19 protein-coding genes are annotated in these 22904 nt (G+C 66.2%); 10 read left to right on the forward strand and 9 right to left on the reverse strand.

Annotated elements, in window-relative coordinates; all coding sequences use genetic code 11:
• Positions 1–96: 96 nt before the first annotated feature.
• From phaC to phaR, 4 genes are all read left to right on the forward strand, one after another.
• Complete coding sequence (phaC, locus tag HWW87_RS07085; RefSeq protein WP_175819726.1) at positions 97–1959, forward strand: class I poly(R)-hydroxyalkanoic acid synthase; 1863 nt, start codon at positions 97–99, stop codon at positions 1957–1959.
• Between the two features lie 100 nt (positions 1960–2059).
• Entirely contained in the window at positions 2060–3241 is a 1182-nt protein-coding gene (locus HWW87_RS07090) for an acetyl-CoA C-acetyltransferase (protein ID WP_175819727.1), read from the forward strand.
• Between the two features lie 163 nt (positions 3242–3404).
• Entirely contained in the window at positions 3405–4145 is a 741-nt protein-coding gene (locus HWW87_RS07095) for a 3-ketoacyl-ACP reductase (RefSeq protein ID WP_027784565.1), read from the forward strand.
• 119 nt (positions 4146–4264) lie between these two features.
• Positions 4265–4831, forward strand: a complete 567-nt coding sequence (gene phaR, locus HWW87_RS07100; protein WP_174390890.1) for a polyhydroxyalkanoate synthesis repressor PhaR — start codon at positions 4265–4267, stop codon at positions 4829–4831.
• 238 nt (positions 4832–5069) lie between these two features.
• On the opposite strand, the gene HWW87_RS07105 is transcribed toward phaR, so the two are convergent.
• From HWW87_RS07105 to HWW87_RS07120, 4 genes are all read right to left on the reverse strand, one after another.
• Positions 5070–5345, reverse strand: a complete 276-nt coding sequence (locus HWW87_RS07105) for a hypothetical protein (protein WP_175819728.1) — start codon at positions 5343–5345, stop codon at positions 5070–5072.
• A 1036-nt stretch (positions 5346–6381) separates the two neighbouring features.
• Positions 6382–6636, reverse strand: a complete 255-nt coding sequence (locus HWW87_RS07110; RefSeq protein ID WP_175820685.1) for a hypothetical protein — start codon at positions 6634–6636, stop codon at positions 6382–6384.
• 185 nt (positions 6637–6821) lie between these two features.
• Positions 6822–8168, reverse strand: coding sequence for a pitrilysin family protein (locus HWW87_RS07115; protein ID WP_175819729.1), 1347 nt, complete (start codon positions 8166–8168; stop codon positions 6822–6824).
• Positions 8165–9466, reverse strand: a complete 1302-nt coding sequence (locus tag HWW87_RS07120) for a pitrilysin family protein (protein WP_244107146.1) — start codon at positions 9464–9466, stop codon at positions 8165–8167. Before HWW87_RS07120 ends, HWW87_RS07115 begins: the two co-directional genes overlap by 4 nt.
• A 487-nt stretch (positions 9467–9953) precedes the next feature.
• Here HWW87_RS07120 and rimO point away from each other — a divergent pair, with 487 nt between their 5' ends.
• From rimO to HWW87_RS07140, 3 genes are all read left to right on the forward strand, one after another.
• Positions 9954–11315: a 30S ribosomal protein S12 methylthiotransferase RimO gene (gene rimO / locus HWW87_RS07125; RefSeq protein WP_175819731.1), complete on the forward strand. Its 1362-nt coding sequence runs from the start codon at positions 9954–9956 to the stop codon at positions 11313–11315.
• A 3-nt stretch (positions 11316–11318) separates the two neighbouring features.
• On the forward strand, positions 11319–12245 hold the full coding sequence (locus HWW87_RS07130; protein WP_175819732.1) for a sugar kinase: 927 nt from the start codon (positions 11319–11321) through the stop codon (positions 12243–12245).
• A 764-nt stretch (positions 12246–13009) separates the two neighbouring features.
• The gene (locus HWW87_RS07140) at positions 13010–14191 is read left to right on the forward strand and encodes a cystathionine beta-lyase (protein ID WP_175819733.1); all 1182 of its coding nucleotides are present in this window, start codon (positions 13010–13012) and stop codon (positions 14189–14191) included.
• 87 nt (positions 14192–14278) lie between these two features.
• On the opposite strand, the gene serB is transcribed toward HWW87_RS07140, so the two are convergent.
• Together serB and HWW87_RS07150 are read right to left on the reverse strand one after the other, a co-directional pair.
• Positions 14279–15124, reverse strand: a complete 846-nt coding sequence (serB, locus tag HWW87_RS07145; RefSeq protein ID WP_174431613.1) for a phosphoserine phosphatase SerB — start codon at positions 15122–15124, stop codon at positions 14279–14281.
• Between the two features lie 212 nt (positions 15125–15336).
• Positions 15337–16290 carry a LysR family transcriptional regulator gene (locus HWW87_RS07150; protein WP_175819734.1) on the reverse strand — a complete coding sequence of 318 codons (954 nt, stop codon included), beginning with the start codon at positions 16288–16290 and terminating at the stop codon, positions 15337–15339.
• Between the two features lie 124 nt (positions 16291–16414).
• Between HWW87_RS07150 and HWW87_RS07155 the strand changes: the two genes are divergently transcribed.
• A complete protein-coding gene (locus HWW87_RS07155; RefSeq protein WP_175819735.1) occupies positions 16415–17431 on the forward strand; it encodes a zinc-binding alcohol dehydrogenase family protein in 1017 nt (338 codons plus the stop codon).
• Between the two features lie 160 nt (positions 17432–17591).
• The gene (locus tag HWW87_RS07160) at positions 17592–18143 is read left to right on the forward strand and encodes a DUF6013 family protein (protein ID WP_175819736.1); all 552 of its coding nucleotides are present in this window, start codon (positions 17592–17594) and stop codon (positions 18141–18143) included.
• A 259-nt stretch (positions 18144–18402) separates the two neighbouring features.
• Here HWW87_RS07160 and fetB read toward each other — a convergent pair whose 3' ends face one another.
• Positions 18403–19206 (reverse strand): iron export ABC transporter permease subunit FetB, encoded by an 804-nt coding sequence (fetB, locus tag HWW87_RS07165; protein WP_027784553.1) that lies wholly within the window; start codon positions 19204–19206, stop codon positions 18403–18405.
• A complete protein-coding gene (locus tag HWW87_RS07170) occupies positions 19203–19904 on the reverse strand; it encodes an ATP-binding cassette domain-containing protein (RefSeq protein ID WP_175819737.1) in 702 nt (233 codons plus the stop codon). The genes fetB and HWW87_RS07170 overlap by 4 nt, the downstream gene beginning before the upstream one ends.
• A 152-nt stretch (positions 19905–20056) precedes the next feature.
• Here HWW87_RS07170 and HWW87_RS07175 point away from each other — a divergent pair, with 152 nt between their 5' ends.
• Positions 20057–22354, forward strand: coding sequence for an AsmA family protein (locus HWW87_RS07175; protein ID WP_175819738.1), 2298 nt, complete (start codon positions 20057–20059; stop codon positions 22352–22354).
• Positions 22355–22360: 6 nt separating this feature from the next.
• Here HWW87_RS07175 and HWW87_RS07180 read toward each other — a convergent pair whose 3' ends face one another.
• Positions 22361–22813, reverse strand: a complete 453-nt coding sequence (locus HWW87_RS07180) for a lipocalin-like domain-containing protein (protein WP_175819739.1) — start codon at positions 22811–22813, stop codon at positions 22361–22363.
• Between the last annotated feature and the right edge of the window lie 91 nt (positions 22814–22904).

Genomic DNA, 22904 nt, shown 5'->3' on the forward strand with positions numbered 1-22904 from the left:
GCCTCTCCAGAGCATGACGGCCCGGCTCGCAGCCGGCACGCCGCGCGCGAGCAGGATTTCACGATTGACGCTCACGAATCACCGGTAAGGCAGGTAATGACAGCATCGAAAAATTCGTCGACGTCCGCGCATGCGGGCACTTCCGCGGGCAGCACCGGATTCGATCCGGCCGCCCAGCCGATGCAGCAGATGTTCGAGTCGTGGTTGAACGCATGGCGCGGTTTTGCCGATCCGGCGCGCGCCGCGACCGCATCGGCCTCGGTCAATCCGTTCGCGACATTCCAGTTCCCGACGTCGTTTCCGTTCCAGATGCCGTCGATGCCCGACTTCGGCGCGATGGCGTCGCCGTTCGCGGGGCTGAAGCTGCCGGTTGCCGCGATTCCGCCCGAACGGCTCCAGGCATTGCAGGCCGACTACGCGCGCGACTGCATGACGCTGATGCAGCAGGCGGCCGCCGCGAAGCTCGAGTCGCCGGAGTTGAAAGACCGCCGCTTCAGCGGCGACGCGTGGAAGGCGTCGCCCGCGCATGCGTTCGCGGCCGCCTGGTATCTGCTCAACGCGCGCTATCTGCAGGAGCTGGCCGACGCGCTTCAGACCGATCCGAAGACGCGCGAGCGCATCCGTTTCACGGTCCAGCAATGGACGGCCGCCGCCGCGCCGAGCAACTTCCTCGCACTCAATCCTGACGCCCAGAAATCGATCCTCGAAACGCAGGGCGAAAGCCTGCGGCAGGGGATGATGAACCTGCTCGGCGACCTGCAGCGCGGCAAGATTTCGCAGACCGACGAATCGCAGTTCGTGGTCGGCAAGAACCTCGGGTGTACCGCAGGTGCGGTCGTGTACGAGAACGACCTGATCCAGCTGATCCAGTACACGCCGAAGACGGACAAGGTGTTCGAGCGGCCGCTGCTGATCGTCCCGCCGTGCATCAACAAGTTCTACATCCTCGATCTGCAACCCGAGAATTCGCTCGTCGCGCACGCGCTGTCGAACGGCCATCAGGTGTTCCTCGTGTCGTGGCGCAACGCGGATGCATCGGTCGCGCACAAGACGTGGGACGACTACATGAACGAAGGGCTGCTCGCGGCGATCGACGCGGTGCAGCAGGTCAGCGGCCGCGAGCAGATCAACACGCTCGGCTTCTGCGTCGGCGGCACGATGCTCGCGACCGCGCTCGCGGTGCTCGCCGCGCGCGGCGAACATCCGGCCGCGTCGATGACGCTGCTCACCGCGATGCTCGACTTCACCGATACGGGCATCCTCGACGTGTTCGTCGACGAGGCGCACGTGCAGATGCGCGAGCAGACCATCGGCGGCAAGAACGGTACGCAACCGGGGCTGATGCACGGCGTCGAGTTCGCGAACACGTTCTCGTTCCTGCGGCCGAACGATCTCGTGTGGAACTACGTCGTCGACAACTACCTGAAGGGCCGCACGCCCGCGCCGTTCGACCTGCTCTACTGGAACAGCGATTCGACGAGCCTGCCGGGCCCGATGTACGCGTGGTACCTGCGCCATACCTATCTCGAAAACAAGCTGCGCGAGCCGGGTGCGCTGACCGTGTGCGGCGAATCGGTCGACCTGTCGCTGATCGACGTGCCGACCTTCATCTACGGTTCGCGCGAGGATCACATCGTGCCGTGGCAGACGGCCTATGCATCGACGTCGATCCTGTCGGGCCCGCTGAAGTTCGTGCTCGGCGCGTCGGGGCACATCGCAGGCGTGATCAACCCGCCGGCGAAGAAGAAGCGCAGCTACTGGGTCAACGACGACCTGCCCGAATCCGCGGACGACTGGTTCGCCGCGGCGACCGAGCAGCCGGGAAGCTGGTGGACGACGTGGGTCGAGTGGCTCGACGCGTACGGCGGCCGCAAGGTCGCGCCGCCGGCCCAGCCGGGTTCCGCGCAATTCCCGGTGATCGAGCCGGCGCCCGGGCGCTACGTGTTGCAGCGCGATTGACGAAAACCGGACAGCGGCGCACGCTGTCCGGTGCACCGCAGTTTTTTTTAACAGGGCCGGTAACGATGCGCCGTGTCGTGCGGGCCTGGAGGAAAGGGAAATGACGGATGTAGTGATCGTATCGGCCGCGCGAACCGCGGTCGGCAAATTCGGCGGCTCGCTGGCGAAGATTGCGGCGCCCGAACTGGGCGCGACGGTGATCCGCGCAGTGCTGGAGCGTGCGGGCGTAAAGCCCGAGCAGGTCAGCGAAGTGATCATGGGCCAGGTGCTGACGGCCGGCTCCGGGCAGAACCCGGCGCGGCAGTCGCTGATCAAGGCAGGGCTGCCGAGCGCCGTGCCGGGGATGACGATCAACAAGGTGTGCGGCTCGGGCCTGAAGGCCGTGATGCTGGCGGCGAACGCGATCGTCGCGGGCGACGCGGAGATCGTGATCGCGGGCGGCCAGGAGAACATGAGCGCGTCGCCGCACGTGCTGCCGGGCTCGCGCGACGGGTTCCGGATGGGTGACGCGAAGCTGGTCGACACGATGATCGTCGACGGCCTGTGGGACGTGTACAACCAGTACCACATGGGCATCACGGCGGAGAACGTCGCGAAGGAATACGGGATCACGCGCGAAGAGCAGGACGCGTTCGCGGCGCTGTCGCAGAACAAGGCGGAAGCCGCGCAGAAGGCCGGGCGCTTCAACGACGAGATCGTGCCGGTGTCGATTCCGCAACGCAAGGGCGAGCCGCTGCAGTTCGCGACCGACGAGTTCGTGCGTCACGGCGTGACGGCGGAGTCGCTGGCCGGGCTGAAGCCGGCGTTCTCGAAGGACGGCTCGGTGACGGCGGCGAACGCGTCGGGTCTGAACGACGGTGCGGCGGCGGTGCTGGTGATGTCGGCGCAGAAGGCCGCGGCCCTGGGCCTGACGCCGCTCGCGCGGATCAAGGCATACGCGAACGCGGGCGTGGATCCGAGCGTGATGGGCATGGGCCCGGTGCCGGCCTCGCGCCGTGCGCTGGAGCGCGCGGGCTGGACGCCGGGCGACCTGGACCTGATGGAAATCAACGAAGCGTTCGCGGCGCAGGCGCTGGCGGTGCACAAGCAGATGGGCTGGGACACGTCGAAGGTGAACGTGAACGGCGGGGCGATCGCGATCGGCCACCCGATCGGCGCGTCGGGCTGCCGGATCCTGGTGACGCTGCTGCACGAGATGGCCAAGCGCGATGCGAAGCGCGGGCTGGCGTCGCTGTGCATCGGCGGCGGGATGGGCGTCGCGCTCGCGGTCGAGCGTCCGTAACCGGCCGTCCGTGACCGGTCGTCCGTAACCGGCCGTCCGTAACCGGCCGTTCGCCACCGGCGAACCGAATCCGTGCGCCGGCCGATTGCGGCTTCGGCCGGCGTCACGTGAAGTCAGAGGGGGCTTCAGGCAGCTCTCGAAACCAAAAAATGGAGTGAGATTTATGTCTCAGCGAATTGCGTACGTAACGGGCGGGATGGGCGGCATCGGCACCAGCATCTGCCAGCGCCTGTCGAAAGACGGCTTCAAGGTGGTCGCAGGTTGTGGCCCGAACTCGCCGCGCCGGGTGAAATGGCTCGAGGAGCAGAAGGCGCTCGGGTACGACTTCATCGCGTCGGAAGGCAACGTCGGCGACTGGGACTCGACCAAGGAAGCGTTCGACAAGGTCAAGGCCGAAGTCGGCGAGATCGACGTGCTGGTCAACAACGCGGGCATCACGCGCGACGTCGTGTTTCGCAAGATGACGCACGAAGACTGGACCGCCGTGATCGACACCAACCTGACGAGCCTGTTCAACGTGACGAAGCAGGTGATCGACGGGATGGTCGAACGTGGCTGGGGCCGCATCATCAACATTTCGTCGGTGAACGGCCAGAAGGGGCAATTCGGCCAGACGAACTACTCGACCGCGAAGGCCGGCATTCACGGCTTCACGATGTCGCTCGCGCAGGAAGTCGCGACGAAGGGCGTGACGGTCAACACCGTGTCGCCGGGCTACATCGGCACCGACATGGTCAAGGCGATCCGCCCCGACGTGCTCGAGAAGATCGTTGCGACGATCCCGGTGCGGCGTCTCGGCGGCCCCGAGGAGATCGGTTCGATCGTCGCGTGGCTCGCGTCGAACGATTCGGGCTTCGCGACGGGCGCCGACTTCTCGCTGAACGGCGGCCTGCACATGGGCTGAGCGTCCGCGCTGCGCGGGCCGGATGGCCGCGCAGCCGGGCGTTTTCCGAAGGCCCCCGCCTCCCGGATTCGGGCGGCGGGGATTCGTCACTTGCGCTACGCTGCACTCAAAGGCGTTACATGACTACTACAAAGAAAACGGCCGAACGGCTCATCAAGAAGTATCCGAACCGCCGGCTCTACGATACCGAGACAAGCACGTACATTACGCTTACCGACGTGAAGCAGCTCGTGCTGGAGCAGGAGGATTTCAAGGTCGTCGATGCGAAATCCAATGAAGACCTGACGCGCAGCATCCTCCTGCAGATCATCCTCGAAGAGGAAAGCGGTGGCGTGCCGATGTTCTCGTCGTCGATGCTGTCGCAGATCATCCGTTTCTACGGTCATGCGATGCAGGGCATGATGGGCACGTACCTGGAAAAGAACATCCAGGCGTTCATCGACATCCAGAACAAGCTCACGGATCAGTCGAAGAACCTGTACGAAGGCAACGCGATGAATCCGGAAGTCTGGTCGCAGTTCATGAACATGCAGGCGCCGATGATGCAAGGGATGATGACGAGCTACATCGAGCAGTCGAAGAACATGTTCGTGCAGATGCAGGAACAGATGCAGAACCAGGCGAAGTCGATGTTCAACACGTTCCCGTTCAAGCAGCCGGGCGCGTCGGAGCCGGAGAAGAAGTAAGCGGCGATCCGGCGTGGACGCGCAAAGTGTCGCGCCGGCATCGTGCGGGACGGCAACGGGCCGCGTCGCGGAACGATTGTCCGCACGGAGACATTGCCCGCGAGTGCATGGGCGTTGTCGTGCTGTAGCGCATCAGTGCAAATTAAAACGCACAAGGCCGACCGGCAAAGCCCGGTCGGCCGAATATCAGATAAAGCGCTGATTGTAAAAGATGCCGATGGCCGGAGTTTCAGTCGGCTTATCGAACCGCGAAGCGGCTTGCCGCCGATCCGTTTGCGCAGTTATTTCCGTAAATAAAGATATTTCTATTTTCGGAAAATGCCGAATAGATAATCGGAAAAACTTCCTTGGCACTGAACGAGTAAATACCATCGTTGATGGATACGAGGAGATTGCCGCTCGTATCGGTTTCGATCTTGTCGATCTTGCCTGCCTTGCAAAGCGATTCCGCGGAGGCGTACGAGGATGCAGCAAGTATCATGGCCGAAACGAGGGTGGCCGCGAGTTTTTTCATGGTCTTTCCTTGGTGAATGAGTGGATTACTTGGGTTGTGATGCGGGTCATGCACGGTTCAGCGTTGGCTGGCTGAATAGGTGTCGATGTCTGATCGATGTGGAATATATCGGAGATTAATCGGGTGTTGAGTGAGGGTGGCGGATTTGGCAATGATTTTTTGAGGATTGTTGAGTGTTTTAAATTATTCTTGTGGATTGTGTGTTGTGAGGTCAAATAAGAGCCGAGGGTGATTGGGTGGTTTCGGCAAAATAAATTTATCGATGATTTTTGGTTGTGGTTGGTTTGTGGATTTTTTATTTGCTCAGCCGGATTTTTTGAATAATGGTCTCCGGTATTGAGGCTGGCAGCCGATGCTGCAAAGGGGCATATTCATGTCGCCCGGCAACGGATGGTTGAGCACCTCAACGTCGATCAGTCGGGGTTGACGGTTCATCGACAAACCTGATGCCACCGACGAAGTGCGCAAGGCCATCGACGAGCGTGCCGCCGTGCTGGCCGATCGGTCGGGCAAAGGGCTGATTGCGCTGGCGCGGGCCGAGCGCCAGCGCTCGCGAAATATGCGGGCGGCCCGTTGGCGGGCTTCGAGGCGAACTGCGATTTCATTCCGGGCGATGCGCGGGGCGCACACGTTTCGTATGCGTGTTTCGGTGCGCTACACGTGCAGCATCGTGCACGTAGCTGCAGCCAGAGCGAGGATTGGGCCACCGGTGCGGTTTGTCAGTACCGCGCGGTGAGTGCGGCCGATGGTGGGAAGATTCGCCCGGTGGCGTTCTGCGAGGCGCTGGCGCAGGCATGCGATAACGGGGGCGCGCAGGCTGCCTGCGTGCGGGGACGGTCGATAGCGATAGTCACGCGCCTGCGCCGACAACCGGCCGGCTACAACTCGATGCGGCGCTGTGGCTGATCGGCGATGGCGACGATGCGGTCTGGTTCAACCGGTGCCTGACGGCAGCGACGTATCCGAAGTGAGCATCGGATCGAGTACGGGCCTGCTTCGGTGGACTTTTTGCGATTTCGTCACGGGATTGGATGCGTCACGACTCCGGATCGAATTCGTGTTCGCCATCCGACGGCGGTAGATCGAGAACGAGCTTGACTGCGCTGTAGTTGGCCTTGAGCGAAAACACGCGGCCGATCACGAGAAACGTCTGCTGGGAATTCTCGATCTCGACGAAGTCGCCGGGCTGCGGCACGTGGGCACCCTGGTCGTAGGAAAAGCTCGTGCTGGTTTGCTCACCGATGGCTTCTGCCGCGTGCTCGGTGAATTCGATCGTGATGTGGGTGGTCATGCGAGCCCCGTTGAGTGGATGGAAGAGAGCGATGGCTTCGATTTTCGCATAGCGGCGGCGCGCTTCCGCAGCGATTGTTGCGCGACCGCGGTTGCCGATCGTGCTTGCCTGCCGGTCCACGCATATGCGATCGCAACGACCCGGCCGAAGCCGGGGCGGGAGGGCGGGACGAAGCGGAGCGACCGTTACCTCTCCGCAAACGTCCCCGCTTGCACCAACGTCATCTTGCCGGGGTCCAGGTATTTGCGGATGGCGGCGTTGACCTGTTCCACGGTCAGCGCACGGACACGCTCGGCGTAGGTGTCCAGGTCGCTTAGCGGTTGGTCCTGAAGCACCGTCTGGGCGAGCATGGCGGCCATCTGCCCGGTGGTTTCCATGGCGACCCGCTGGCGACCGATCATGCCGTCCTTGCGCGCATCCAGTTCCGCCTGGGTAATGCCCTGTTTCCACCAGGCGTCCAGCACGCGGCGGGCGCTGGCGATGCCCTTGTCCAGCAGGGGCGGGGCGAAGCTGGTGTTGACGACAAAGCCGCCCTGCATCAGCGAGAGGCCGGACAGGCCGGCGCCGATGCCGTAGGTCAGGCCTTCCTGGTCGCGGACGGTCGCCATCAAGCGGCCGGTGAAGCCGCTGCCCAGGACCGCGATGCCCGCACTCAGGGGCAGGTAGTCGACGTCGCTGGCGCGCAGGTCGATGGCCTGCCCCAGCGCCACGCTGATGGACGCCTTGTCCTTCATCGCGATGCGCTGCGTGTCGGGCCGACTTACTTTGCGTGCCGGCCCCTGCCGTACGAGTGCCTTGCCGCCGCTCCAGCCCGCGAAGGCCTCGATCAACTTGGTCTGCAGGCTTCGAGGGTCCGCGCCGCCCACCACGACCACGGTCATGTGCGCCGGTCCGTAGTACGTGCGATGAAACGCCTTGATGTCCTTCAGCGTGGCGGCGGCAATGGCCGCGAGCATCCGCTCGCGCGGCACCGGTGCGTTGACGTGTGCCTCGGGGTAGATGGCCAGCGACAACGCATCACTTGCCCGTATGCCCGGTACTTCCCCGCTTTGACGGACCCCGGCCTCCAGCAGCGTCTTGGCCTTGGCCAGTTCCTCGGCCTGGAAGGCCGGCAAGCGCAACTGCTCGGCCATCAGGTCGATCAGGGTCGGTAAATCCCTGGTCAGGCTCTTGCCGTACGTGCCGACATAGCCCCCTGCGGTCTGGAACGACAACTGGGCGCCCAGGCTCTCCAGCAGCTTCGAGATGGCTACCTTGTCGCGGCGGGTGGTGCCCGCCTCCAGCAACATGCCGGTCAGCAATGGCACGGCGGGATTGGTCGCCTTGCTGGCCGCGTCGGCATTGCCCAGCGGCATCACCGCGGCAACGGACACCATTTCCCGCGGCGCCATCGGATAGACCAGCAGGTCGATGCTGCCGGCCTGGGCGCGCACCACGCGATCGGCGATGCCCGCCTCAGCGACGACAGGCAACCACAGCATGGCCAATGCCACTACCCATGGGCGCACGCACTTGAAACGAACGCGCATCATGTGGACTTCTCCGGGACGAACCAGCCGGTGGTGCTCTGGTCTTCATTGAGGTACTTGCGGGCCACTCGCTGCACGTCGGCGGGCGTGACCTTTTCCAGTTGCTCAAGCTCGGTGACGAACCGCGTCCAATCGCCCTGTGCGACCGCTTCGCCGAGCCGGGCGGAAGTCTTGCTGACGCCGTCGCGCTGGTAGATTTGCTCGGCCCGGTAAGGCCCCAGCACCCGCTGGATATCCTCGCGAGTCACGCCCTGGGTCTTGATGTGCTCCAGTTCGGCCCAGGCGATTTTCTCGGCCTGGTCGTGTTTGGCATTGGACGACAGGTTGACCGTGATCAGGAACGGCCCGGGATCGCGCAACGCATGGAAGCTGGCGCTGGCGTTCGTCGCGACTTCGGTGTCCACCAGCGTGCGATACAGCGGGCTGGCCTTGCCCTGGCTCAATACCAGGCCCAGCACGATCAGCGCTGCCGCATCGGGATGCACGGCGTTGGGCGCCTTGAAGGCAATGATGACGCTGCCGGTCTCGCCGGCCCGCTTGAGCACCAGCCGCCGCGGCCCCTGTTGCGGGGGCTCCTCGGTGATCATCGCCGGGATCGCATGCGGCGCGCGCTGAATGCCGCCGTAGTACTGCTTGATCCAGCCCAACGCCTGCGCCGGCTGGAAATCGCCGACCAGGATGACCACCGCATTGTCCGGCCAGTAGAAGGTGTCGTAGAAGCTGCGCAGCTTGTCCACGCTGGCATGCTCGATGTCGCTGCGCCAGCCGATGGTCGGATGGTGGTACGGATGCGCCTGGTAAGCGGTGGCCAGCACCTGCTGGAACAACGCACGGAAAGGACGGTTCTCGCCCCGCTCGTACTCGTTGCGCACCACCGTCATCTCGCTGGCCAGATCCTCCGGGCGCAGCAGGAGGTTGCGCATGCGGTCGGCTTCGATGGCGATATAGCCTTCCAGCGCGTGGCGTTCCAGCGTACCGAAGTAGTTGGTGCGGTCCATCGATGTGGTGGCGTTGAAGCTGGCGCCTGCCCGCTCCAGATAGTCGTTCACCGAGTTGCCCCGTTCCTTCGTGTAGTGCCGGCTGCCCTTGAACATCAGGTGTTCCAGCAGGTGGGTGCCGCCGGTGGTGCCGGTGGCCTCGTTGCGCGAACCTACCCGGTACAACACCTGGAAACTGACCACCGGTGCGGCAGGGTCGGGCAGGGCGAGCACCGTGAGGCCGTTGGCGTCCAGGCGGTATTCGTCGATACCGGCCAGGGAGCGCACATGGGTAAAGCCCGGTACCTGGGTGGATTGGGCCATCGCTGTGCCTGCGATCAGCAGGCACAGCGAGAGTCCTGTCCGTATTGAATGCGGCAATGACATTGGACTTTTTCTCGTGAGCACGATGAGCGTGAAGGGTTAGGGGCTGGCCGGCACGGCCAGCGAGGGGCCAGGCGTATTTCGCGTCGCGGCGCACGACCCTCGATGCTACGTGGCATCGGGTTCACCGTGGAATGAGACGGGTTCGAATTTTCGTGGCAAAAAGGAAGAAAGCACGGACGCGAGCGCAGGTGTCGTAACAGCCGGAGCAGGAACTGGCGTGGGGCGATCCGGGTCACGTCGTACCTCTGCGGCAGTCGCTCGCCCCGAAATGAAAGGGTCGCATCAAACTCCGATTCGTGACCCGCCGCCCGTCATGTCGCGTATTCGAGCGGGCGGCCCATGCCGTCGCCAGCCGCTCATTTTGGCTCGCCGCCCCTAAATCGCTGTAAACTCACGCTTTTGCTGCCACGCCCCCACATTCCAGATGTCCCAATCCCCCAAAGTAGGGTTCGTATCCCTCGGGTGCCCGAAAGCGCTCGTCGATTCCGAACAAATCATCACGCAACTGCGCGCCGAAGGTTATGAAATCTCCGGCACCTACGACGGCGCCGACCTCGTCGTCGTGAACACCTGCGGCTTCATCGACGAAGCCGTGCAGGAAAGCCTCGACGCGATCGGCGAAGCGCTGACCGAGAACGGCAAGGTGATCGTCACCGGCTGCCTCGGCGCGAAGTCGAGCGCGAGCGGCTCGAACCTGATCGAGGAAGTCCACCCGAAGGTGCTCGCCGTCACCGGCCCGCACGCGGTGGGCGAAGTGATGCAGGCCGTGCATTCGCACCTGCCGAAGCCGCACGATCCGTTCGTCGATCTCGTGCCCGCGGCCGGCATCAAGCTCACGCCGCGTCACTACGCATACCTGAAGATCTCCGAAGGCTGCAACCACCGCTGCACGTTCTGCATCATCCCGTCGATGCGCGGCGATCTGGTATCGCGCCCGGTCGCCGAAGTGATGCTGGAAGCCGAGAACCTGTTCAAGTCGGGCGTGAAGGAACTGCTCGTGATCTCGCAGGACACGAGCGCATACGGCGTCGATGTGAAGTACCGCACGGGCTTCTGGAACGGCAAGCCGATCAAGACGCGCATGACCGACCTGGTCGCCGCGCTCGGCGAACTCGCCGCACAGTACGGCGCGTGGGTGCGCCTGCACTACGTGTATCCGTATCCGAGCGTCGACGAAGTGATTCCGCTGATGGCCGAAGGCCCGTTCAAGGGCCACGTGCTGCCGTATCTCGACGTGCCGTTCCAGCACGCGCACCCGGAAGTGCTGAAGCGCATGAAGCGTCCGGCGAACGCCGAGAAGGTGCTCGAGCGCGTGCAGAAGTGGCGCGAGATCTGCCCGGACCTGACGATCCGCAGCACGTTCATCGCGGGCTTCCCCGGCGAGACGGAAGAACAGTTCGAAACGCTGCTCGACTTCGTTCGCGAAGCGGAACTCGATCGGGTCGGCTGCTTCGCGTATTCGCCGGTCGAGGGCGCGACCGCGAACGACCTGGACGGCGCGCTGCCGGACGAGGTCCGCGAGGAACGTCGCGCGCGCTTCATGGAAGTGGCCGAGGAAGTGTCGGCCAACCGCATGCAGCGCAAGGTCGGCAAGACGCTCAAGGTGCTGATCGACGAAGTCAGCGAAGAAGGCGGCATCGGCCGTACGGCAGCCGATGCGCCGGAGATCGACGGCGTCGTCTACGTCGAGCCGGCGGTGAAGGCGTCGAAACGCTACAAGGTCGGCGATTTCGTGTCCGTGAAGATCACGGGCGCCGACGGCCACGATCTGTGGGGCGAGGTGTAAGCGATGGCCGCTGCATTTCCGGAGATTCTCGCGCTCGGCGAGGCGATGATCGAATTCAACCAGTCGCAGCCGGGGCGTCCTGAATTCCTGCAGGGCTTCGGCGGCGACACGTCGAACTTCTGCATCGCGGCGGCGCGCCAGGGCGCGTCGACGGGCTTCGTGTCGGCGATCGGCGACGATCCGTTCGGCCGCCTGCTGGCCGACATGTGGGCGGCGGAGCAGGTCGACACGACGTACGTGCGGATCGACCGCACGGCGCCGACCGGCGTGTATTTCGTCACGCACGGCGCCGACGGCCACCAGTTCGACTATCTGCGCGCAGGGTCGGCTGCGAGCCGCTATGCGACGGGCGACCTGCCGCTCGACGCGCTGGCGGCCGCGAAGGCCGTGCACCTGTCGGGCATCAGTCTTGCGATCAGCACGGCCGCGTGCGACGCCGCATTCGCGGCGATCGACCATGCGCGTCGCAACGGCGCGAAGGTCAGCTTCGACACGAACCTGCGCCTGAAGCTGTGGCCGCTGCCGCGTGCCCGTGCGGTGATGCGCGAGGCGCTGCGGCAGACGGACATCTGCCTGCCGAGCTGGGACGACGTCACGGCGCTCACGGGCGCGAACGATCGCGACGCGATCGTCGACGCGATGCTCGAACACGGGCCGCAGGTCGTCGCGCTGAAGCTCGGCAAGGACGGCGCGTATGTCGCGACGCCGCACGAGCGGCGCGTCGTGCCGGGCTTCGCGGTCGAGGCCGTCGACGCGACCGGCGCGGGCGACTGCTTCGGCGGTGCGTTCGTCGCGCGGATCGTCGCGGGCGACGATCCATTCGCGGCCGCGCGTTATGCGAACGCGGCGGCGGCGCTGTCGACGACCGGTTACGGCGCGGTCGCGCCGATTCCGCACCGCGATGCGGTGGAACGCCTGATGCAGGGCTGACGCAAAACGCGCACGCCGGCGCATGCGCCGCGCAAGCTCGCGCGGTGACGCAGGAGCCGGGTCTCGACCCGGCATGGTCCGCGATTGTCGGGCGAATCTGAAGCAAGGAGCAACACAAGGTGGGTCGATATTCGGAATGGCAACGGACGCTCGTCGTCGCGGGTGCGCTGGCAGCGGGCATCGCGATGCCGACGGTGGTCGCAGCGCAGGCGGTCGTACCGGGCGTGCAGCAGGATGAACCGGCGCCGGCGCGGCCGCTGAAGCCGAATCCCGAGTTCGCCCGCCTGCCGCGCTACGAAGGCACGCTCGGCGACCGGCCGATCGTCGTGCATCTCGGCCCGAAGACGGACGAGGAAGGCGTGCACGGCGAATACCAGTTCGCCGACACGGGCGAGGTCGTGCTGCTCGCGGGCGACCGCGACGGCGATACGCTCGAGATCGAGGAGTCGAACGACGGCACGAACATCACCGGCGTGTGGATCGGCCGCTTCGACGCGACGGGCGACCTGAAGGCCGACCGGATGAACTCGGACGAGTCGGATCCGCAGCCGGTCGTGCTGCGTCTGGCGCCGGGCAAGCGCGCGGCGCTGCAGGTGCGCGACGGCCGCGTGCACGAAATCGAGACGGTGCAACCTGCGTACCGACGACTGAGCGCGTGCTGGCTCGGTGTGCGCGGCGCGCATTGTACCGGGCCAAGCGCGCCGATTTTGGCTACTCTAACGACATATTCCGCAACCGAACGGCCTCGTTCCCGGCTCCCCGTCATGACTGCATCCACTCCCAAGCGCGCACTGCAAACCCGCATCGTTCAACCCGACGACGTCATTCCGGAAGGCTTCCGTTCGTTCGTGCCGCCGGTCGCGCGCGCGTCGACGGTCGTGTTCCCCGATCTCGCGACGATGCGCGCGCTGGTCTGGCACGACGACAACCAGTGGCGCTACGGGCTGCACGCGACGCCGACGTCGCTCGCGCTCGCGCAGCGGCTCGCCGAGATCGAAGGCGGCACGCATGCGCTGCTGCAGCCATCGGGCCTCGCGGCGATCATGAACGTCTACTTCGGGATCGTGAAAGCGGGCGACGACGTGCTGATTCCGCATAACGTGTACGGCCCGAACGCCGATTTCGGCAACTGGCTCGCGAACGATTTCGGCATCACCGTGCGGTTCTACGATCCGTTGATCGGCGCCGGCGTCGCCGAATTGATCCAGCCGAACACGCGGCTGATCTGGATCGAGGCGCCCGGCTCGGTGACGATGGAAGTGCCCGACGTGCAGGCGATCACGGCGGCCGCGAAGGCGCGCGGCATCGTCACCGCGATCGACAACACCTTTTCGGCAGGCCTCGCGTTCAAGCCGTTCGAGCACGGCGTCGACATTTCAGTGCAGGCGCTGACCAAGTACCAGTCGGGCGGCAGCGACGTGCTGATGGGCGCGACGATCACCGCGAACGCGGAACTGCACGCGAAGCTGAAGCTCGCGCGGATGCGCTGCGGGATCGGCGTGTCGGTCGACGATTGCTCGCTCGTGCTGCGCAGCCTGCCGAGCATGCAGGTGCGCTTCGACGCACACAGCAAGAGCGCGCTCGCGCTCGCGCAATGGCTGAAGGCGCGGCCGGAGATCGCAGCGGTGCTGCACCCGCAGCTCGCCGACTGCCCGGGGCACGCATCGTTCATGCGTGATTTCAAGGGGGCGGGCGGGCTGTTCTCGGTGGTGTTCGACGCACGCTACAGCGCGGAGCAGGTCGACCGTTTCGTCGAGTCGCTCGAGCTGTTCGCGATCGGCTGGAGCTGGGGCGGCGCGTGCAGCCTCGCGATGCCTTACGACGTCGCGTCGATGCGTCCGGACTGGCCGCATCGCGGCACGCTGGTGCGTTTCTACGTCGGTCTGGAAGACGAAGCCGATTTGCGCGCGGACATCGAGCGCGCGATGCAGGCCGCACTCGGCTGATCGCTGGCCGGCAACGTCCGGCACAAAAACGAAACGCCGGCGCGATGCTCTATCGCGCCGGCGTTTTGCATTGATGGTGCCGCGGGATCAGAACAGTCGCAGCAGCCCGTCGAGGCCGACATGGTCGAACGCGACCGTCGCCGCATCGCGCACGACGGGCTTCGCGTGGAACGCGACCGACAGCCCGGCTTCGGCCATCATCTTCAGGTCGTTCGAGCCGTCGCCCATCGCGATCGCGCGGCTTGGCTCGAGGCCGAGCGACGCGCAGGTCTCGCGCAGCAGGCGCGCCTTCACGTCGGCGTTGACGATTTCGCCGAGCACCTTGCCGGTGAGCTTGCCGTCGACGATCTCGAGCGTGTTCGCATGCGCGTAGTCGAGGCCGAGGCGGGCTTTCAGCCGCTCGGTGAAGAACGTGAAGCCGCCCGACACGAGCAGCGTCTTCATGCCGGCGGCCTTCACGCCGGCCAGCATCGTCTCGGCGCCCGGCGACAGTTGCAGCCGTTCTTCGTACACGCGCTCGAGCGCGTGCGCGTCGAGCCCGGCCAGCAGCGCGACGCGGCGCGTGAGGCTTTCGTTGAAGTCGCGGATCTCGCCGCGCATCGCCGCTTCGGTGATTTCCGCGACCTGCGTTTTCAGCCCGCAGAAATCGGCGATCTCGTCGATGCATTCGATCGTGATCAGCGTCGAATCCATGTCCATCACCGCGAGCCCGAAATCGCCGAGCGTGCGGCCGGCCTCGACGAACCCGAAGTCGAGCGCATGCGTGCCGCAGTATGCGTCGATGTCGAGGCGTTGCGCCGGGCTCGCGTTTTCGACGCGCAGCGCGTGCTCGTCGGTCTGCACGATGCGGGTGCCGCGCGACAGCGCGAGCAGCGGTTTGTGATGGGCGTCCGACAGCGGCGAAAGACTCTGGATGACGAGATTGTGGGTCATGACGGGATGGTAGGGAAGCGAATGAAATGCATGCACGGCCAACGGGCGGCTGCCTGCGAACGAAGGTCCCGTTCGGCTGCGGACCAGTGCGTCGCGATCGCGTCATTGTAGCCGGTTGGTATCGGATAGCTATCGGATAGCTATCGGATACCAGATACCGGACCGCCAGTTGCCGGGATCCATGCGTACGGCGATTCTCCGGTCGATGCCGGCTATCGCCCGTGCGCATGATCCCAGTACGGCGGATCGCCGAAATGCTCGGCCAGGAACGCGATGAACGCGAGCGTTTTCAGCGGCACGTGCGCGCGGCTCGGATAGACGGCCCAGATCGCGACGTCCTCCGCGAACGGGTAGTCGTCGAGCAAGGTGACGAGCGCGCCGCTCGCGAGCAGCGGGCCGACGTCCCAGGTCGACTTGATCGCGATCCCGAAGCCGTCGACGAGCGCTTCGCGGATCGCCTCGCCGTTGCTCGCGACGAGCCGGCCGCCGACCCGCACCGTGAGCGGGCCCTGCGGCGTCGCGAACGACCAGTCGCGCTGGTCGCCGAGGATCACGCACTCGTGCTGCGTCAGGTCGGCCGGATGGCGCGGGGCACCGTGTTTGGCGAGATAGGCGGGCGAGCAGCACAGCACGCGGCGGTTGGTGGCGAGCTTGCGGGCGACGAGCGTCGAATCCTTCAGCGCGCCGAGGCGGATCGCGACGTCGTAGCCGTCGTCGACCAGATCGATGATCTCGTCGGACAGCCGCAGATCGAGCGACACGGACGGGTAGCGGCGCAGGAACACGGGAATCACCGGCGCGACGTGCTGGCGGCCGAACGACGACGACATCGATACCTTCAGCCTCCCGTACGGCTCGCTGCGACCGTGGCCGACCGATGCGCGCGCGGCATCGGCGGCCGCCAGCAGCGCGTCGGCGCGCGCCATGAAGACTTCGCCGTCCTGCGTGAGGCTGATGCGGCGCGTGGTGCGGTGCAGCAGCCGCGCACCGAGCTGGCGTTCGAGCTGCGCGATGCGCGCGCTCGCGACCGCGGCCGACACGCCGAATTCGCGTCCGGCCGCGCTGACGTTCGCGAGCAGTGCCGCACGCACGAACAGCGCGACGTCGAGCAGGTCGAGCGGCTTGTCGGGCGCCGGAATGGGATCAGACCTGGGATCGGACGTCATTATTCTGAAATTCCTGAAAATGTTTCAGGAAATATAGCGGTTTTCTCGAATGATCGGGTTGCCTACGATGGCACGCATGGAGGTTGCGCCGCAGCCTGCCGGATTCCCTGAAAGGAGTATCGAGATGAAAGCCGTTGGATTGACCCGTTATCTGCCGATCGACGACCCGCAAGCGTTGCTCGACGTCGAACTGCCGCAGCCCGTGCCGGGCCCGCGCGATCTGCTCGTGAAGGTCGAGGCGATTTCCGTGAACCCGGTCGACACCAAGGTGCGTGCGCCGAAGCCGCAGGTCGAGGAGACGCCGCGGGTGCTCGGCTGGGATGCGGCCGGCACGGTCGTCGCGGTCGGCGCCGACGTCACGCTGTTCCGGCCCGGCGACGAAGTGTTCTACGCGGGCAGCATCACGCGGCCCGGCGCGAACAGCGAGTTCCACGCGGTCGACGAGCGGATCGCCGCGCTGAAGCCGCGCACGCTCGACTTCGCGGCGGCGGCCGCGCTGCCGCTCACCGCGCTGACCGCGTGGGAAGCGCTGTTCGACCGGTTGCGCGTGTCGCCGCAGGGCGCGGACGCGGGCAAGTCGGTGCTGATCATCGGCGGCGCGGGCGGCGTGGGCTCGATCGCGATCCAGCTCGCGAAGACGCTCGGCAAGCTGCACGTGATCGCGACCGCGTCGCGGCCGGCGTCGGCCGAATGGGTGCGCTCGCTCGGCGCGGACGAGGTGGTCGATCATTTCGGCGACCTGCCCGCGCAGTTGCGTGAAATCGGCCATCCGGACGTCGACTACGTGCTGATCTTCAACGATACGGATCGCCATTTCCCCGCCGCGGCGGAGGTAATCCGGCCGCAGGGCGGCATTTGCACGATCGTCGAGAACGAGAAGCCGATTCCGGTCGAGCTGCTGAAGGCGAAGAGCGCCGCGTTTCACTGGGAGTTCATGTTCACGCGCGCGATGTTCGAGACGCCGGACATGATCGAGCAGCACAAGATCCTGAGCGAGGTCGCGCGGCTCGTCGACGGCGGCACGCTGCGCACGACGCTCGGCGAACAGCTCGGCACGATCAATGCCGAGAACGTGCGGCGTGCGCACCGGATGCTCGAGGGCGGGCGCGCGATCGGCAAGCTCGTGCTGAGCGGGTTCTGAGCCGGCAGCACGCGTCAATAAAGTTGCGGCGCCGCGAACGCAAGCGGGGTAACACCCGATGCGTTTGCGGCGCATTGCATCCCGCTTGGCGGTAGACTGGCAGCGCATCATGCATCGAAAACCGCGCGGCACGCGCGTGCCGCATTACAAGGAGGTCAGCATGAGCCAACGCAGCTTGTCGGTCGCCGCATCGTGGTCGGTCGTGTTCGCGGCGGCGTGCGTCAGCGCGAGCGTATTCGCGGCGCCGCCGGTCAAGGGCAGCCTGAAGGGCGGCGGTACGGGACAGCTCGAATATACCGTCAAGGTCGACTCGAAGACCTTCGGCAATACGCAGGAGACCCGCAAGATCCGCTCGGGCGAGACGGACGATTTCAACTGGAAGTCGGTGCCGCCGAGCGGTGCGGTCGCGATGCCGGACGGCTGCCCGAACGCCGACAACCTGCCGCGCGACGCGAACGGCGCGATGGTGCGGCAGACCCAGGTGCGGCTCGCACCGTCGGTCGACGCAAAGGGTGTCGCCAACGTGCAGTTGAGCTTCCAGGCAGCCGCGCCGAAGGGCACGCGCAGCGTGACGGCCGGCGGCAAGTCGCTGCAGTGTCCGGACGTCGTGTCGGTGAGCCAGGTGAAGTGGGTGTCGATTCCGACCAACGGCGGGTCGAAGTCCGTGGCGATGAGCGACGGTACCAAGGTGACGGTGTCGATCAAGCATTGAGCGGCGCGTGCGGGCCGGCGTTTCGTCCGGTGCGCGCGCAACCGGTTAGATTGGCGGAACGAGCAGTGCGGCACGCGAGCAGGTCGTGCCGTGCCGCCGTTGCAATGCGTCCGCTGCCTGCTCCGCGGTACGGCGCGACGGCCGTGCGACGGCGATGCGTGTGACGTCATGCGGATGTCACGTCATGCTCGCCCGCATCCTGTCCTTCCGGTCAGGACATCCCGATGAAACTTCGCACGTCGCGTGCCGCCGCCGCGCGTCAGTGCGTACGCTCTTCGAGCCGCGACGCGAGAAAGCGGTGATCGGCCGAGAACAGCCGGCGATAGGTCATCAGCACCGCGCCGACGGTGCCGAGCGCGGACGCCGCGGCGATCAGGAACATGATCACGATCTGGTAGCGCACGGCCTGCAGCGGCGACTGGCCGGCCAGCACCTGGCCCGTCATCATCCCCGGCAGGCTCACGACGCCGACCACCGCCATCTGGTTCAGCGTCGGCAGCATGCCCGCGCGCACGGCCTGGCGCGCGGCGTCCTGCGCGGCTTCCCAGCGCGTCGCGCCCAGTGCGAGCGCGGTTTCGACGCGATCGCGCCGCGCGGTGAGTTCTTCCATCATCCGCTCGACGCCGAGCGAGACGCCCGTCAGCGTATTGCCGAGAATCATCCCGAGGATCGGGATCGCATATTGCGGCGCGAACCACGGATGGATGCGGATCACGACGAACAGGCCGACCGCCGCGACGAACCAGCTGCTGAACCAGATCGACGCGATGCTGTCGATGCGCTGGCCGCGGTACGTGCGCTTGCCGCGCCCCGCGCCGGCGAAACCGGCGATCAGCGTCATCAGCGCGGTGAGCGGCAGCACGACGTACCAGTGCGGATGGCCGAACACCCAGCCCAGCACGTAGCCGATCGCGAGCAACTGCACGACGGTGCGCACCGCCGCGAGCGCGAGCTTGCGGCCGAGGCCGAGTGACAGCGCCGCCGAGATCGCGCCGTTGACGGCGACGAGCGCGGCGGCGATGCCGACGTCGACGAGGCTCAGGTCCTGCAGTGCCGGGCTCATTGCGCAGCCTCCGCCGGGGTGGCCGCGTGCAGGACGCCGGCCTGCATCACGAGCCGCATCGTGCCGATCCGCGCGGCCTGGGCCGGATCGTGCGAGATCCACATGTAGGCCCGTGCGTCGGGCGCCGCGTCGAACCACGCGCCGACGAGCGCTTCGATCGCGCGCGCCGATTCGGGGTCGAGCGCGGAAGTCGGCTCGTCGAGCAGCAGCACGTCGGGATCGAGCTGCAGCACGCGCAGCAGCGCGGTAATCTGCGCTTCGCCGCCGGACAGGTCGGTCGCGCGCTTGTCGAGAAAGTCGGCGCCGCGGCCGGCTTGCGCGGCGAGCCCTTCGACGCGCGCGCGATCGAACGCGACGTCGCGATAGATCGCGAGCGAATACGGATAGCGCAATTGCGACTCGACGGTGCCGTCCATTTGCGCGGGGCGCTGGCGGACATAGGCGACGCTGCGCCGGTAGCGCGGAATCGCACTGCGCCGGATTCGACGGCCGCGCCACAGCACGTGGCCGCCGTCGAGCGGGTCGAGCAGCGCGAGCGCGCGCAGCAGCACGCTCTTGCCCGACCCGGACGGTCCCGTGATAGCAATTCGCGATCCCGCGGCGAGGCTGAAATCGGTCGGGGCCAGCAGCGCCTTGCCACTGCTGGCGTCGCGCCGCGTGATGTGCTGCGCATCGATGAGGCCGGTGGAGGAGGTCATGTCACAAATGAAAAAAAGCGTTAATGGCGCCGAGAGGTCGCCGTGTCGTGCGCCATAATACCGATTGAAAAGCCGCAGTTGTCGTGCGCCGTTCGTCCACGCAAGCGGCCCGGCATGGTGCGGCAACACTTCAGAACAACAACGGAACCGCCATGACGCTAACCCGAGCCATCGGCAAATCGGCTGCATGGATCGTCGGTATCGTCGCGGTGCTCATCGCGGCGGCCGGCGTCTTTCTCTTCACGTTCGACTGGAACCGCGCGAAACCGTGGGTCAACGAACAGGTGAGTACGGCACTTGGCCGCCCGTTTGCGATCAACGGCGATCTCAAGGTCGGCTGGCGTCGCCCCGATGGCGAGACCGGCTGGCGCGCGTGGGTGCCCTGGCCGAGCTTCTCGGCCACGCAGCTCGAGATCGGCAATCCCGACTGGGCGACGGCGCCCAAGTTCGTCACACTCGATGCCGCGCACTTCGATCTCGCGGTCCTGCCGCTGCTTGCGCATGAAATCGTCATCCCGTCGATCGACGTCGTGAATCCGGCCGTCGATCTCGAACGGCGCGCGGACGGCAGCAATACGTGGACCTTCCAGTTCAAGCAATCGTCGCAACCTTCGCGGTGGAAGGTGCGGCTCGACAGCTTCGGGTTCGCGAAGGGCACCGTCACGTATCGCGACGCGATCACGAAGGCTGACTTGACCGTCGCGATCGATACGCTCGGCCAGCCGATCCCGCTCGGCGACGTGCTGAAGGAACAGGAGCAGACGTCGCGGGCGGCGTCGGCGCAGCGCGTCGGCAAGCATGGCGCCGCGCAACTGGGCGCGAAGGCCGATGCGGAAGCCGCGTCAGGGGCGTCGGGGGCGAGTGCGGCCGCGGCCTCGGGTGCGTCGGCCGCGAGTGTCGTTGCGTCGGCTGCTTCCGGTTCGTCGGGGCCATCGGCTTCGTCCGCGCCTGCCGCGTCGGCAGCCGCTGCCGCGTCCGGCGCGAGCGGGGCCGCGGCGCCCGCGAAGCCGTCCGGCCCGACCTATGCCTTCGGGCTGAAGGTCGACGGCCGCTACAAGAACGTGCCGATCAGCGGCACCGGCAAGGTCGGCGGCGTGCTCGCGATCCAGGATGCGTCGCGGCCGTTCCCGCTGCAGGCCGACGTGAAGGCCGGCGATACGCGGCTCGCGATCGTCGGCACGCTGACCGATCCGAGGCATCTCGCGTCGCTCGACCTGCGGCTGTGGCTGCAGGGCACGTCGATGTCGCACCTTTACCAACTCACCGGCATCACGCTGCCCGATACGCCGGCGTATGCGACCGAGGGACGCCTGATCGGCAACGTCAAGCCGAACGCGAGCACGTTCCGCTACGAGAACTTCAACGGCCGCGTGGGCGGCAGCGATCTCCGCGGCACGCTCACGTGGGCGCAGCGCGAGCCGCGGCCGAAGCTGTCGGGCGAACTCGTGTCGAACCTGCTGCAGTTCTCCGACCTCGCGCCGGTGATCGGCGCCGACTCGGCCGCGAGCAAGGCCAAGCGCGGCGACATGACGCGCCAGCCGCCGGATCGCGTGCTGCCGGTCGCGGCGTTCCGTACCGAACGCTGGAGCGCGATCGATGCGGACGTGAAGTTCACCGGCCGCAAGCTGATCAAGAGCGCGCAATTGCCGATCACGAACCTGTACACGCACATCCTGCTGCAGGACGGCGTGCTGACGCTCGAGCCGCTGCAGTTCGGCGTCGCGGGCGGCACGCTCGCGACGAATGCGCATCTCGACGGCAGCCGCACGCCGCTCAAGGGGCGCTTCACGCTGAGCGCGCGCCACCTGAAGCTCAAGCAGTTGTTCCCCACTCAGAAGGTGATGCAGACCGCGCTCGGCGAGATCAACGGCGATGCGTCGCTGTCGGCAACCGGCAATTCGCCGGCCGCGCTCGCGGCGACGTCGACCGGCGAAGTGAAGGCGCTGATCACCAACGGCCGTATCAGCCTCCTGCTGATGGAGGCGGCGGGCCTGAACGTCGCGAACGTCGTCTACGAGAAGCTGTTCGGCAACCGCGACGTCAACATCAATTGCGCGGCGATCGATTTCGTCGCGAACGACGGCATGCTCGAGCCGAAGGTCTTCGCGCTCGATACCGATGATGCGCTGATCAACGTCGACGGCCCGATCAACCTGCGCGACGAATCGATCGACCTGAAGATCCATCCGCACACGAAGGGCTTCCGGGTCTTCTCGCTGCGCTCGCCGTTGTATGCGAAGGGCACGTTCAAGAACCCGAAGGTCGGCGTCGATGCGGGCGCGCTCGCGCTGCGCGCCGGCGCGATGGTCGGGCTCGGGCTGATCAACCCGTTCGCGGCGCTGATCCCGCTGATCGCGCCGAGCAACAACCGCGACGTGCCGTGCTCGGAACTGTTCGGGCAGATGAAGGCGCAGGCCGCGCAGAACGCGGCCAAGAAGGCCGGCAAGTGATGCGTGTCAGCGGCCCGCGCGCGCCCACAGCAGCACGGCCTCGACTTCGCGGCCGTCGATCCGCACCGGCGCGACGGTGCCGAGCTGCAGGCGATCGCCGTCGAGCATGACGGCCCGCTGCTGGACGTTGCCGACCCAGTTCGGGAACAGGCTGACGTCCATTTCGTGGGTCAGCGTGCCGTCGTCGGCCACCTGAAAGGGGCCGGAATAAGCGATGTAGCCGCGCGCGGCGGTCGCGCATTCGTCGTCGGTGCCGCCCTGGAGGTCACCGTTTGTGTAGCGCGGTCGGCCGGCGGCCATGAGCTGGGCGGACATGTAGCCGTCCGGCGTATAGAGGATCCAGCCGCGCGCGTCGCGGCCGAGCGGATAGGCGACCGCGCTGCCGTCGCACGGGCGGATTTCGTAGGACACGAGGCGCCATGCGCCGACGAGTTGTTCGCGAAGCTGGCTGGCGAGCATGCGGGATTCCGGTAAGACGGCCGTGGGGGGCGCGTGCCGTCGTGTTGACGGGCCGCCGGGCGGCGGGCCGGAGGGCCTGGAATGCGCTGCC

This window comes from Burkholderia sp. BCC0419 (assembly GCF_902830285.1).
In the GTDB taxonomy this organism is placed as follows: domain Bacteria; phylum Pseudomonadota; class Gammaproteobacteria; order Burkholderiales; family Burkholderiaceae; genus Burkholderia.